Annotated in this window: 10 protein-coding genes; 5 read left to right on the top strand and 5 right to left on the bottom strand. The window is 36.2% G+C overall.

What is annotated here, in order from left to right; genetic code table 11:
• Positions 1 to 217 precede the first annotated feature (217 nt).
• Both ACRDEC_RS01970 and ACRDEC_RS01965 read left to right on the top strand, forming a co-directional pair.
• Complete coding sequence (locus ACRDEC_RS01970; protein WP_431496649.1) at positions 218 to 2,416, top strand: peptidase domain-containing ABC transporter; 2,199 nt, start codon at positions 218 to 220, stop codon at positions 2,414 to 2,416.
• Between the two features lie 3 nt (positions 2,417 to 2,419).
• On the top strand, positions 2,420 to 3,709 hold the full coding sequence (locus ACRDEC_RS01965) for an HlyD family secretion protein (RefSeq protein ID WP_431496648.1): 1,290 nt from the start codon (positions 2,420 to 2,422) through the stop codon (positions 3,707 to 3,709).
• Here ACRDEC_RS01965 and ACRDEC_RS01960 read toward each other — a convergent pair.
• The 3 genes from ACRDEC_RS01960 to ACRDEC_RS01950 all read right to left on the bottom strand — a co-directional run bounded on the left by ACRDEC_RS01960 (position 3,706) and on the right by ACRDEC_RS01950 (position 5,596).
• Entirely contained in the window at positions 3,706 to 4,365 is a 660-nt protein-coding gene (locus tag ACRDEC_RS01960; protein WP_431496647.1) for a tRNA1(Val) (adenine(37)-N6)-methyltransferase, read from the bottom strand. The two genes, ACRDEC_RS01965 and ACRDEC_RS01960, sit on opposite strands and share 4 nt — an antisense overlap.
• A 128-nt stretch (positions 4,366 to 4,493) precedes the next feature.
• Positions 4,494 to 5,018 carry a ribosome maturation factor RimM gene (gene rimM / locus ACRDEC_RS01955; protein WP_431496646.1) on the bottom strand — a complete coding sequence of 175 codons (525 nt, stop codon included), beginning with the start codon at positions 5,016 to 5,018 and terminating at the stop codon, positions 4,494 to 4,496.
• A gap of 14 nt (positions 5,019 to 5,032) precedes the next feature.
• Entirely contained in the window at positions 5,033 to 5,596 is a 564-nt protein-coding gene (locus ACRDEC_RS01950) for a 30S ribosomal protein S16 (protein WP_431496645.1), read from the bottom strand.
• 183 nt (positions 5,597 to 5,779) lie between these two features.
• Here ACRDEC_RS01950 and ACRDEC_RS01945 point away from each other — a divergent pair, with 183 nt between their 5' ends.
• A complete protein-coding gene (locus ACRDEC_RS01945) occupies positions 5,780 to 6,478 on the top strand; it encodes a DUF6252 family protein (protein WP_431496644.1) in 699 nt (232 codons plus the stop codon).
• A 145-nt stretch (positions 6,479 to 6,623) separates the two neighbouring features.
• A complete protein-coding gene (locus tag ACRDEC_RS01940; protein ID WP_431496643.1) occupies positions 6,624 to 6,962 on the top strand; it encodes an RNA recognition motif domain-containing protein in 339 nt (112 codons plus the stop codon).
• Between the two features lie 77 nt (positions 6,963 to 7,039).
• Here ACRDEC_RS01940 and ACRDEC_RS01935 read toward each other — a convergent pair whose 3' ends face one another.
• A complete protein-coding gene (locus ACRDEC_RS01935) occupies positions 7,040 to 7,666 on the bottom strand; it encodes a hypothetical protein (RefSeq protein ID WP_431496642.1) in 627 nt (208 codons plus the stop codon).
• A 15-nt stretch (positions 7,667 to 7,681) separates the two neighbouring features.
• On the bottom strand, positions 7,682 to 7,921 hold the full coding sequence (locus ACRDEC_RS01930) for a hypothetical protein (protein ID WP_431496641.1): 240 nt from the start codon (positions 7,919 to 7,921) through the stop codon (positions 7,682 to 7,684).
• A gap of 221 nt (positions 7,922 to 8,142) precedes the next feature.
• Between ACRDEC_RS01930 and dnaE the strand changes: the two genes are divergently transcribed.
• Positions 8,143 to 12,663 carry a DNA polymerase III subunit alpha gene (gene dnaE / locus ACRDEC_RS01925; protein ID WP_431496640.1) on the top strand — a complete coding sequence of 1,507 codons (4,521 nt, stop codon included), beginning with the start codon at positions 8,143 to 8,145 and terminating at the stop codon, positions 12,661 to 12,663.
• Positions 12,664 to 12,768 lie beyond the last annotated feature (105 nt).

Genomic DNA, 12,768 nt, shown 5'->3' with positions numbered 1-12,768 from the left:
CGGATTATGGATGGGTTTAGTTGCTGTGCTAAATTTAGAGAGGGGTTTGTCCCCTCTCTTTATTAAAATTGAATATGATGTAGTGTCACCTACATGAATTGTTAAGATTATTACCTTCAGAACAAAATAACACGACTTGAAATAATTTGCGTTTTTCAGTCTTTCTCTAAGAAATAACTTTCAAAAAAATCATACTTTTGATATCAAAATACTAAAATTGAAAAAATTTCCCAACTATATCCAAGCCGACAGCAAAGATTGCGGACCAACCTGCTTAAAAATTGTGGCCAAATACTACGGCAAAACAATTAAAATACAGGATTTACGTGATTTTAGCGAAACTACCCGTGAAGGGAGTAATTTGTTGTTTCTTAGTGATGCAGCTGAAAAAATTGGTTTTAGAACACTTGGCGTAAAACTTAATCTTGAACGATTGGATGAAGCGCCGTTACCTTGCATTTTGCATTGGAACAAAGAGCATTACGTGGTTCTTTATGCTATTAAAAAAGGAAAATATTATATTTCTGACCCTGGATTCGGTTTAATAGAATACAATCAGCATGATTTTATAAAATTTTGGATTGGTAATAATGCAGACGAAACGACACAGGAAGGTATTGCTTTATTGGTCGAGCCGACACCAAAACTTCATCATTCTGAATTTGATAAGGAAGAAAAAAAAGGATTGGGATTTGGGATGCTTTCTCAATATGTATTGCGATATAAATCATTTCTGATTCAGTTGAGTATTGGTTTGATGGCAAGTAGTTTATTGCAGCTTATTTTTCCTTTTCTGACACAAAGTATTGTCGACATCGGAATTAAAAATCAGAACATTCATTTTGTTTATTTAATTCTGTTTGCACAATTGGCACTATTTGCCGGGAGAACCGGACTGGAACTTATCAGAAGTTGGATATTACTGCATCTTTCCACACGAATAAACATTTCTTTGATTTCTGATTTCTTTATCAAATTAATGAATTTGCCTATTTCCTTTTTTGATGTAAGAATGACCGGAGACATCATGCAACGTATTAACGATCACCATCGTATCGAACGGATTTTGACTACATCGTCACTGAATGTTTTGTTTTCGGTGATCAATATGTTTGTTATGGGTGGTGTTTTAGCGTACTTCAACCTTCAGATATTTTTTGTATTTTTTGCAGGAAGTATTTTGTATTTTGGTTGGATCACATTGTTTTTAAAACGTCGTGAGGCACTTGATTACAAGCGTTTTTCCGAAGTAAGTAATGAACAGAGCAAAGTGATGGAACTGATTAATGGAATGCAGGAAATCAAATTGCACAATGCAGAAAAACAAAAGCGCTGGGGCTGGGAATATGTTCAGGCACGATTATTCCGGGTTTCCATAAAGGGGCTTGTTTTAGAACAGACACAAACTATAGGGTCCTCGGTAATCAATGAGTTGAAAAATATTTTCATCATTTTCCTTTCGGCCAAATTAGTAATTGACCATGGAAATGATTTTACAATAGGTACAATGATGGCGGTAAGCTCGATTGTAGGGAGTTTAAACGGACCAATTACGCAACTTATCGGTTTTGTTCGAGAATTACAGGATGCTAAAATATCGTTAGCCCGTTTGTCTGAAATTCATGAAAAAGAAGACGAAATACAACAGGAGGAGCATCAAACCAATGAGGTTCCCCAAAATGAAGACATTCAAATAAAAGATTTAACATACAGGTATTTAGGGTCAGACATCCCGGTTCTGGAAGACTTAAACTTGATTATTCCAACGAATAAAGTTACTGCTATTGTGGGAGTAAGCGGTAGTGGGAAAACAACTTTAATGAAATTACTGCTTAAATTTTACGAACCTAATCAAGGGGAAATTAACATAGGAAATTCACAGTTGAAAAATATTTCACAAAGAGCCTGGCGTTCTAATATTGGAGCCGTAATGCAGGAAGGATTTATTTTTAACGATTCTATTGCAAATAATATTGCCGTAGGAGTTGATATAATTGATAAAAAAAGATTGGTTTATGCTGCAGATGTAGCGAATATAAAAGAGTATGTTTCAGGACTTCCACTGGGTTATAATACCAAGATTGGTTCTGAAGGATTAGGGATGAGTACAGGGCAAAAACAACGTTTGCTTATTGCAAGAGCCGTTTATAAAAACCCTGAAATGCTGTTTTTTGACGAAGCTACTTCGGCTCTGGATGCTAATAATGAAAAAGAAATCATGAGGAAACTGGATCTCTTTTTTAAAGATAAAACGGTGGTTGTGATTGCTCATCGATTGAGTACCGTAATGAATGCAGATCAAATTGTAGTTCTTGATAAAGGGAAAATAATTGAGATAGGTAACCATTCAGCGTTAGTGGAGCAAAAAGGAAATTATTTTGAATTGGTTAGAAATCAATTGCAGTTAGGAAATTAAATTATGGAAGAAAAAAATAAGGACACTTTCGAATTACGCAGCGAAGAAGTTCAGGATATACTTACCCGAGTGCCGCATTGGATGATCCGATGGGGAACCGTATTGATTTTCGGAATTATTATCATGTTGTTTGTGATGTCGTGGTTTTTAAGATATCCGGATGTTGTTGCTGCTGAAATTGTAATCACAACAAATATTCCGCCGGAAAAACTAGTGGCTAAAACTTCAGGAAAAATTGAAGCGATTTTTGTTAAGGATAAAGCAACGGTTTTGGAGGATACACCATTGGCAATTATTGAAAATTCGGCTAAATATGATGACGTTTTTCTTTTGAAAAAATTGATTGAAAATTCAAAATCGGGACAAAAATTTCCGTTTGAGCAATTAAAGAATGCGCAATTGGGTGACATTGAAAGTTCTTTTGCTATTTTTCAGAAAGATTATATAGCCGAAAATCTGAACGCTAATTTACAGCCATATCAGGTTGAAAATAACGCGCAAAAATCAGAATTAACTCAAATACAGCAAAGACTTTCTCTTTTATTACAACAAAAAGAATTGAATGAGCAGGAGTTGAGTCTTCAAAAAAATGAAATCAACAGGTATACCGTTTTGCATAATAAAGGGGTAATTTCGGAGCAGGAATTTGAAACAAAAAAGTTGAATTACCTGCAGTCTGAGAAAAATTATAAAAACCTTTTGAGCTCTATTTCACAGCTAAAATCTTCTCTGATAGAAAATAAAAGAGCCGTTCAGGGAACTGAAATCAGCGGGACAAAAGAAGAAGTCAATTTGGATAGAAATGTTATACAATCTTTTTATCAGCTGAAAAAAGCTATAAAGGATTGGGAACTGAATTATCTTTTGAAATCATCAATCGAAGGTGAAGTTTCTTTTGCTCAGGTTTGGGTAGAAAATCAAACGATCAATTCTGGGGATAATGTGTTTTCAGTAGTTCCTAAAACTGAAAAAGGATACATTGGAAAAGTAAAAGCACCAGCGTTAAATTCAGGAAAAATCAAAGTGGGCCAACAAGTGAACATTCGTTTGGTCAATTTTCCTGATAATGAATTTGGCGTGCTTATAGGGAAAGTAGGAAGTATTTCGCTTGTTCCCGATAAAGATGGGAATGTGATGATGGATATTGCTTTGCCGCAAAATCTTAAAACGAATTACAGTAAAGAAATTCCTTTTCAACAGGAAATGAAAGGTTCTGCCGAAATTATCACAGAAGATTTACGTCTTTTCGAACGAATATTGTATCAGTTTAGAAGTATTTTGAAAGCCGGTTAAAATTTTAAATAAAAATCTTTAGTCAATTCAATGTACTCCTGAGTGTATTGATGGCGGGCAGTTTCGATAATCAATTCGTCAGTTACTAAAGGTTTTTCAATTCTGCTGAAAGCTAGTAAACTACGTTTGATTTCTGTAGTTGGAGTACCTTTTATGCGGGTCATTTGAAAAGGATACAGCTCGTATTCTTTGGCTATGGTCAAAAAATGAGCTTCTTCTTTATAAGGAATGATTACAGCAAAAATGCCTTTTTCGGATAGCAGTAAGTCAGCAGCTTCAATTAAATCTTCGAAGGGCATCGCATCAGTAAATCTGGCCAAATCGCGTTGTTCGTCTTCAGTTTTGTAATCTTCAGAATAAAAAGGAGGATTGGAGACAATTAAATCGTATTCGTCTTCAGGCTCTTCTACAAATTCATCCAGACCGGCATGAAAACAAAATAAACGATCATTCCAGGGTGAGTTTTCGAAATTGTCAGTTGCTTGTTCGTATGCATCTTCATCAATTTCGAGTGCGTCAATTTGTTGAGCAAAACTCCGTTGGGCTAACATTAGGGCAATTAATCCGGTTCCGGTACCCACATCAAGGATGTTGTGAGGATTGTTTGTGAGAGGAGTCCAGGCGCCAAGTAAAACACCGTCAGTGCCAACTTTCATTGCACATCTGTCTTGTTCCAGGCTAAATTTTTTGAAGCTAAAAGAGGCCAAAATAAATGTTTTTTGTTTGATGAAAAAAAAGGAGCAAATAATCCGTCTAGGAAGGCTCAAAATTAACTTCGGATGTTTTATAGGTACATTTCAACTAGTCCTTCCGGCAAATCCATGATGACTTTTTTGTTTTCTCGGTCTATTTTTACAAGAAAATGATCAATCATCGGGATCAGGATTTCGACTTCTCCGTTTAAAACTTCAAAAAGGGGTTGAGCCGAACTGTCGTTTATCGCCACAATCTTTCCGAAAACACCCAGTCGTTTGTCTTCGATTTCGAAACCGATAACTTCATGGAAATAGAATTTGTTACCTGTAAGTTTTGGCAACATTTTTAGAGGAAGATATACATGGCAGCCTAAAATGGCATCAGCTTCTTCTTCATTGTTTACATCTTCAAGACGAACCCGAAGGAAATCGTTTTTGTGAATGTTACTGTTCTCAATAAAAAATGGAATCAGATTTTTGTTGAATTCAACAAAAACCGATTCCAAATTTTCATACATTTCGGGTTCGTCAGTATCCAGATAGATAAGGACTTCTCCCTTGAAACTAAATTTTTTAGCGATTTTACCTAAATAGAAACAATCTTCTTTACGCATAAACCGCAGTGATATTAAGCTTCTGTTTCTTCGTTGTTTTCTTCAACAGCAGGAGTTTCCTCAACTGTAGCTTCAGTATCAGCAGCAGCTTCAACTTCTTCTTCAACAACTGCTTCAGGAGCTTTTGCAGCTTCAACTTGAGCAGCAATACGTTTTTCGTTAGCTTCTTTTTCAGCTTTTAACGCTTTAGCTTTAACTTCAGCATCTGCTTTAGATAAACCAGCTTTTTTAGCATCAACTTTACCAGTTTTAGATTCTAACCAAGCAGCTAATTTTGCATCAGCTTGTTCTTGAGTTAAAGCTCCTTTACGAACTCCTCCGTCTAAATGGTGTTTTAATAAAGCACCTTTGTAAGAAAGAATAGCTCTTGCTGTGTCCGTTGGCTGAGCACCATTGTGTAACCATTGTACTGCACCATCAAGGTTTAAATCGATAGTTGCAGGATTAGTGTTTGGATTGTAGGTTCCGATTTTTTCAAGGAATTTACCATCTCTTTTTGAGCGTGCATCTGCCGCTACGATCCAGTAAAAAGGTTTCCCTTTTTTACCGTGTCTTTGTAATCTGATTTTTACTGACATAATCTTTTTGATTAATTTGAGGTACTCGACCTCGATTATTTAAGGGTGCAAATATACATAATTTTTTTACACACCGAACTAATATAGTGTTTTTTACGAATTTGATTGGAATAAATTTTTTTTGCCATTTATTAGTTATTTAATAGCAATCTATTACTTTTGTCAAAAACGAAATTATAGCTTATGAAAAAAATTATACTTTTCCTTATCTTAGGAGTCGCTTTCCAATCTTGCCAAAAAGAAGTGGAAGATAACAGCCCGGCGTTTCAGGCTAGAATTAATAATACGTTCTGTAAAGCAACTATTGTTTCTGCGTCTAAAGATGCTTCGGGAGGCTTGACTTTTGTTGCTAATACTGAAATGGGCAATATTATTTTGAAAACAAATGCAGCTGCTGTTGGAACTTATACTTTGGGTACTACAAATCAATTAAATAGTGCTACTTGTACTTTATTATCAGCTCCAAACAAAAACTTTCAAACCGGAATTACACAAAGTGCTGTAAATTCTGTAAAAGTTACTTCAGGAGGAACTGGCTATGTTGCTTCTAGTTCTGTTGCTACAAATACTCTTACGGGTTCAGGAACTGGATTGAAAATAGATGTGTTAGGAGTAAGTGCTTCTATCGGATCTGTAAATAAAGTGGCTGTAAGTACGCCAGGTAATGGTTATAAAGCTGGAGATGCAGTTAGAGTTGCAGGAGGTAATAATAACTCAAATGTTGTTGTTATAAATGTTGCTAAGAGTAATGGTGAAGTAATTATCACTAAAAATGATGGTTCGACTGTTACAGGAGAATTTATGTTTACTGCTTTTGATGCTCCTTCAGGACAAACGGTATTATGTCGTGACGGAATCTTTTTTGAAGTGCCTATAAATTAAAGAAATACATAAAGTTTAAAAAAAGCCATCATGTTTTTGATGGCTTTTTTACATATACAATATTTATTTTAAAAGAAAAAGCTTAATAATGAGTAATTTAGAATAAAAATAGATTACATTTGCTCTTTATTTAATAAATGTATATATGAACATTTTTGTAGGAAGTCTTCCTTGGAGTATTGAGGAAGCAGATTTAAGAGAATCTTTCGAAGCTTATGGCGCAGTAGATTCAGTAAAAATTATCACTGATAAATTCACTGGTAGAAGTAAAGGATTTGGTTTTGTAGAGATGTCAGATGACGCTGCAGGGCAAAAAGCTATTGACGAACTAAACGGTGCAACTGTTGGTGGACGTACAATCGTAGTTAATAAATCTGAGCCAAAACCAGAAGGAGAAAGAAGAAGCTTCAATAACAACAACCGTTCAGGTGGTGGTGGTTACGGTGGTGGAAATGATCGTGGTGGAAACAGAGGAAGATACTAATTGACCTTATTTCAGAATATTCAAAACCCATCAGCTTTAGCTAATGGGTTTTTTGCTTTTATTGCTGTTGCTATTTGCTAAAGCGCTTTTATCCTGCTCAAATAAGAATAATCCTCCTCAATTTTTAAGAAAACTTCTTTATCAGGAAAATCATCACCTTGCTCTAATACGTTTTTATGAAATTTTTCCAAATCAGCATAATCAGAAATGGCGTTTGTTTTTTGATCAATAAAATCAGTATCGTCCGAAATCAATTCTAAAGAAGAAAATAAGACACAATAGCCAAAATATTTTGTGTCCACAAGAATGGTAATGTATTTTTTTAGTGCGTTTTTCAAATTTTCATCACTGGAATTTTGTTTGACTAATCCAATCAGGTCTTTTTTTGATAAAATAGTAAAAGCTAATTTTTGTTTGTTATAAACAGATAAGCTGTCATTGTAAAGCTGGTCGAAATAGGTCCAGTCAGTGTTTTTGTCATTGATTTTTTCCTCATAGTTCAATTTAGCCATTTCTTCAGCGGCCTCAGTTTCGCTCGACGCTTTGTAGTACGGCAGTTGATTTCGATATCCGGCAAAATCACATTTCAGATTTTCTTTTTTTACTAGGTTGTGAAGGTTGTTTTCTTCAGATTCTGTTTTGTTGTCTATGCAGCCAATCGCAAGTAACGTTAAGAGTAAACTGCCGGATAGTATTTTTTTCATAGTAATTGATTTGGTTTAACAGTGTATAGAGCCAGTTGTTCCTTCTTTAATAATAACAACGCCTCCTTGGGAATCCTGTATGGCTACTGCAACGTGAATTACGGCGCCTCTTGGTGGTGTTCCGGTACAAGTTTCTTCGCTTTGACTCCAGGCGTAACCTAAACCATATGGAAATACGGAGCAGCCAATGGAGCATATCTTAGCTTGAGTTAAAGATGTTGATAGAATAAATGAAAGTAAAATCAGTTTTTTCATGGAAAATAGTGGTTAAGATTATAAAAATGAATTTGGGATTGTCCATGATAAAGTAAACGAATAAAAATAAATAACGCAATTTTGTAGTTTAAATTTTATTAATGAAAGCATAAAAGACTTATTGTTAATAACTAAAATTGACTTTCAGTCTCATAAAACGTAATTTTGTTTTCGTCTAAATTTGCTTACGGCCTATCGCCTAAAGCCTAAAGCTCAATGGAATGTATTTAATTTTCGATACCGAAACTACCGGTTTACCGCGCAGCTGGTCAGCACCAATTACTGATACGGATAACTGGCCAAGATGTATTCAAATTGCATGGCAATTGCATGACGAAATGGGAAATCTTATCGAACACCAGGATTATTTAGTCAAACCGGAAGGATTTAATATCCCGTATGATGCTGAACGGATTCACGGAATTTCCACGGAATTGGCTATGGAGCAAGGAGTTTCGTTGATAGAAGTTCTCGAAAAATTCAATATTGCTTTGTCCAAAACAAAATTTATTGTCGGACAGAATGTAGGTTTCGATGTCAATATTATGGGTTGCGAGTTCCATCGTATGAATATAGGTTCAGACATGGTCAAAATGCCTGTTCTTGATACTTGTACCGAAGTCACAGCCGAATTATTAAAATTACCCGGAGGACGTGGTGGCAGATTCAAATTGCCTACGCTAACCGAATTGCACCAATACCTTTTCGGGACTCCTTTTTCTGAAGCGCACAATGCTACTGCCGACGTTGAGGCAACCACGCGTTGTTTTTTAGAATTAGTTAAAAGAGAGATTTTTACCAAAGAAGAACTAGATGTTCCTTCAGAGTATTTTCAGGAATTTCAGGCGAAAAATCCAAAAGAAATACAGCTTATCGGGCTAAAACACATTAATCTTAAATCGGCTTCAGACGACATCAGAAAGCGTTTGCAGCAAATTGAAAAGATTGAAGTTAGCACTCCTATTTCCGAAGAGCACCAACAAGATTTAAAAGCAGCTAATTTTGTGCATTTGCATAACCACACTCAGTTTTCGGTATTGCAATCCACTATTTCCATTGCAAATTTGGTTTCGGCCGCAGCCAAAAATAAAATGCCGGCCGTTGCTATGACGGATCATGCGAACTTAATGGGGGCTTTCCATTTTGTGCGTGATGTTCTGAATCACAATAAATCGGCTTCAGCCAAAAATGTTGCTGCTTTAGAAAACGGAGAGGAACCTTCGGAAGTAGAAATGAAGCCTATTGTTGGCTGCGAATTTTTCGTATGTGATGACCATAAAGACAAAACCAAAAAAGATAACGGTTACCAAGTCGTCTTTTTGGCAAAAAATAAAAAAGGATATCATAATCTGGCCAAAATGTCTTCTATTGCTTACACAGAAGGGTTTTATTATGTGCCCAGAATCGACAGGAAAATCATTGAAGAATATAAAGAAGATATCATCGTTTTATCCGGAAATCTTTACGGGGAAATTCCAAGTAAGATTTTAAATATTGGTGAAAATCAAGCAGAAGAAGCTTTGATTTGGTGGAAATCTCAATTCGAAAATGACTTCTATATTGAGTTGATGCGTCACAATCAGGAAGATGAAAACCGTGTCAATCAAACGTTGATTTCTTTCGCTAAGAAGCATGGTATAAAACTTATAGCTACAAATAATACGTTCTATATTTCCAAAGAAGATGCCAATGCACATGATATTTTATTGTGTGTAAAAGAAGGTGAAAAACAAGCAACGCCTATTGGTCGTGGTCGTGGTTACCGTTTTGGCTTGCCTAACCAGGAATATTATTTCAAATCAGATGAAGAAATGAAAAATGTGTTTTCCGATTTACCGGAAGCCATTATCAATATTCAGGAGATTGTAGATAAAATAGAAATTTATTCACTGTATCGGGATGTATTACTTCCAAAATTTGAAATTCCCGATGAATTTTTGGTCGAAGAAGATCAAACGGATGAAGGTAAAAGAGGTGAAAATAAATACTTGCGCCATCTTACTTATGAAGGCGCCAAAAGACGTTACACCGAAATTACGGAAGAAATAAAAGAGCGTGTTGATTTTGAGCTGCTGACAATTGAAAACTCAGGTTATCCGGGTTACTTTCTAATTGTACAGGATTTCATTGCTGAAGCCAGAAAAATGGATGTTTCCGTAGGGCCGGGCCGTGGATCGGCAGCAGGTTCGGTTGTGGCATATTGTTTGGGAATTACGAATATTGACCCACTCATGTACAATTTGCTTTTTGAGCGTTTCCTGAATCCGGATCGTGTGTCTTTGCCCGATATTGATATCGATTTCGATGACGAAGGACGAAGCCGTGTTATGGATTACGTAATCGAAAAATATGGTTCAAAGCAAGTAGCTCAAATTATTACCTACGGGACTATGGCGGCCAAATCTGCCATTAGAGATACCGCAAGGGTGTTGGATTTACCGCTTTTTGAAGCAGATAAAATAGCCAAATTATTACCGGGAATGCTTCCTGCAAAATGGAGCCTTGCCCGTTTCATGAAAGATTCTGAGGTTGAAATCAAAAAGGTTTTGCGCCCGGAAGATTTCGACAGAATGAAAGAATTGATAGATCTTTCGAAAGATACTGATTTAAGTGGAGAGACCATTCAACAGGCGCAAATCCTGGAAGGGAATCTTAGAAATACGGGAATTCACGCTTGTGGTGTGATTATTACACCTAGTGATATTACGAATTTCGTTCCTGTTACAACTGCAAAGGATTCGGATTTATACGTCACGCAATTTGATAACTCAGTTGCAGAAAGCGCCGGATTGCTTAAAATGGACTTCTTGGGTTTGAAGACCCTTACTTTGATAAAAGATACCGTAAAACTAATCAAATATCGCACAGGGAAAGTCTTAGATCCGGATGCATTTCCTATAGATGACGTGAAGACTTTTGAGCTTTTTCAACGTGGTGAAACGGTTGGTATATTCCAGTATGAGAGTGCCGGAATGCAGAAATACATGAAAGAATTGAAACCAACGGTGTTCAATGACTTGATTGCGATGAATGCTTTATACCGCCCGGGACCTATTGCCTATATTCCTAGTTTTATTAAGCGAAAAAATGGGGAAGAGCCAATAGAATATGACCTTGAAGCTTGTGAAGACTTATTGAAGGATACTTACGGAATTACAGTTTATCAGGAACAGGTAATGCTTTTGTCTCAAAAACTGGCGGATTTTTCCAAAGGGGATGCAGACGTTCTGCGTAAAGCAATGGGAAAAAAACAGCGTGATGTCCTTGATAAGATGAAACCTAAATTCGTTAGTCAGGCAGCAGCCAAAGGTCATGCGGAAGATAAATTAGAAAAAATCTGGAAAGATTGGGAGGCTTTCGCCGAATATGCCTTCAATAAATCACATTCTACTTGCTACGCCTGGATTGCTTATCAAACCGCTTATCTGAAAGCCAATTATCCGGCAGAATATATGGCGGCTGTACTTTCCAATAATATGAGCGATATCAAACAGGTTTCTTTCTTTATGGAAGAATGTAAACGAATGGGATTACAGGTTTTAGGGCCGGATGTCAATGAGTCTTTTTATAAGTTTACTGTAAACGAGGAGTACGCGGTTCGTTTTGGAATAGGTGCAGTTAAAGGGGTTGGTAATGGTGCGGTAAATACTATTGTTGAAAACAGAAAAGACGGAAGATACAAATCGATTTTTGATTTAGCCAAACGTATCGATTTGCGGGCTGCCAATAAAAAAGCGTTTGAAAACTTAGCATTAGCCGGTGGTTTGGATTGTTTTGATGACACTCACCGCGCACAATATTTCCATACAGATGGTGACAATATCACTTTTCTGGAGAAAGCAATGCGATATGGTTCAAAATTTCAGGAAAATGAAAATTCATCACAAGTAAGTTTGTTTGGTGATGCTTCTGAAGTCCAGATTGCAGAACCTGTTGTGCCTCCATGTGAAGAATGGAGCACGATGGAAAAACTTGCAAAAGAAAAAGAAGTAGTTGGAATTTACATATCAGGTCATCCATTGGATGATTATAAGTTTGAAATGAAATATTTCTGCAATACCAGACTCGAATTGTTAAAAAGCTTGGAGCAGTATGTGGGTAAGAACCTCGCTTTTGGAGGGATTGTTACCAATGTACAGCATCGGACAGCTAAAAACGGAAAAGGCTGGGCAACATTCCTTTTGGAAGGGTATGACGAAAGTTATGAGTTCCGGATTTTTGATGAAGAGTACTTAAAATTCAGGCACTTTTTAGTTCAAAATCATTTTGTTTTCATCAAAGTCAATGTAAAAGAAGGTTGGGTTAACAGGGAAACCGGAAAAAAATCGGATGCCAGGATTCAATTTCTTCAAATTCAATCGCTGCAGGATGTCTTGACTGCTTTTGCCAAAAAACTAATCATCCATCTAGATATAAAAGATTTAAGAGAGGAAATGATCACAACCCTAAATCATATCTTTCAATCGAATAAAGGGGACAATACCGTCACATTTGAAGTTATGGAGCTGGAAAGTGTAAAAAGGCAGGTTGAGGTCGAACCTATTGATGTTGAAGAGGTTGTTATGGATGAAAACGGGGATGTCTCTGAATCGGAAAATCAAGGTGCTGTTTTAGCAACGGAAATTGAGGAAATCAGGGTGGTCAATAGGATTACAATGAACAGTCGTAAATTGAAAATTAAAATTTCTACCGAATTATTACACGAATTGGAAAAATTGCAATTGAACTTTAAATTGAATTAGAGCAGTAACCCTTTTTTTGTTTTACTTTGTAAGTGGTTGGTAATTAGTTGGATGTTAACAAAAAGTAAGGTTTTTCCCTATTATTATACTTTGATTAAAACCTAA

This window comes from Flavobacterium sp. (genome assembly GCF_050696275.1).
GTDB lineage: Bacteria > Bacteroidota > Bacteroidia > Flavobacteriales > Flavobacteriaceae > Flavobacterium.
This window is presented reverse-complemented; position numbering and strand designations above follow the sequence as displayed.

Excerpts from the sequence above, each read along its gene's own strand:
- ACRDEC_RS01965 (WP_431496648.1), top strand. The coding sequence starts at position 2,420 with ATGGAAGAAAAAAATAAGGACACTTTCGAATTACGCAGCGAAGAAGTT.
- ACRDEC_RS01960 (WP_431496647.1), bottom strand. The coding sequence starts at position 4,365 with ATGAAAGTTGGCACTGACGGTGTTTTACTTGGCGCCTGGACTCCTCTC.
- rimM (WP_431496646.1), bottom strand. The coding sequence starts at position 5,018 with ATGCGTAAAGAAGATTGTTTCTATTTAGGTAAAATCGCTAAAAAATTT.
- ACRDEC_RS01950 (WP_431496645.1), bottom strand. The coding sequence starts at position 5,596 with ATGTCAGTAAAAATCAGATTACAAAGACACGGTAAAAAAGGGAAACCT.
- ACRDEC_RS01945 (WP_431496644.1), top strand. The coding sequence starts at position 5,780 with ATGAAAAAAATTATACTTTTCCTTATCTTAGGAGTCGCTTTCCAATCT.
- ACRDEC_RS01940 (WP_431496643.1), top strand. The coding sequence starts at position 6,624 with ATGAACATTTTTGTAGGAAGTCTTCCTTGGAGTATTGAGGAAGCAGAT.
- ACRDEC_RS01935 (WP_431496642.1), bottom strand. The coding sequence starts at position 7,666 with ATGAAAAAAATACTATCCGGCAGTTTACTCTTAACGTTACTTGCGATT.
- ACRDEC_RS01930 (WP_431496641.1), bottom strand. The coding sequence starts at position 7,921 with ATGAAAAAACTGATTTTACTTTCATTTATTCTATCAACATCTTTAACT.
- dnaE (WP_431496640.1), top strand. The coding sequence starts at position 8,143 with ATGTATTTAATTTTCGATACCGAAACTACCGGTTTACCGCGCAGCTGG.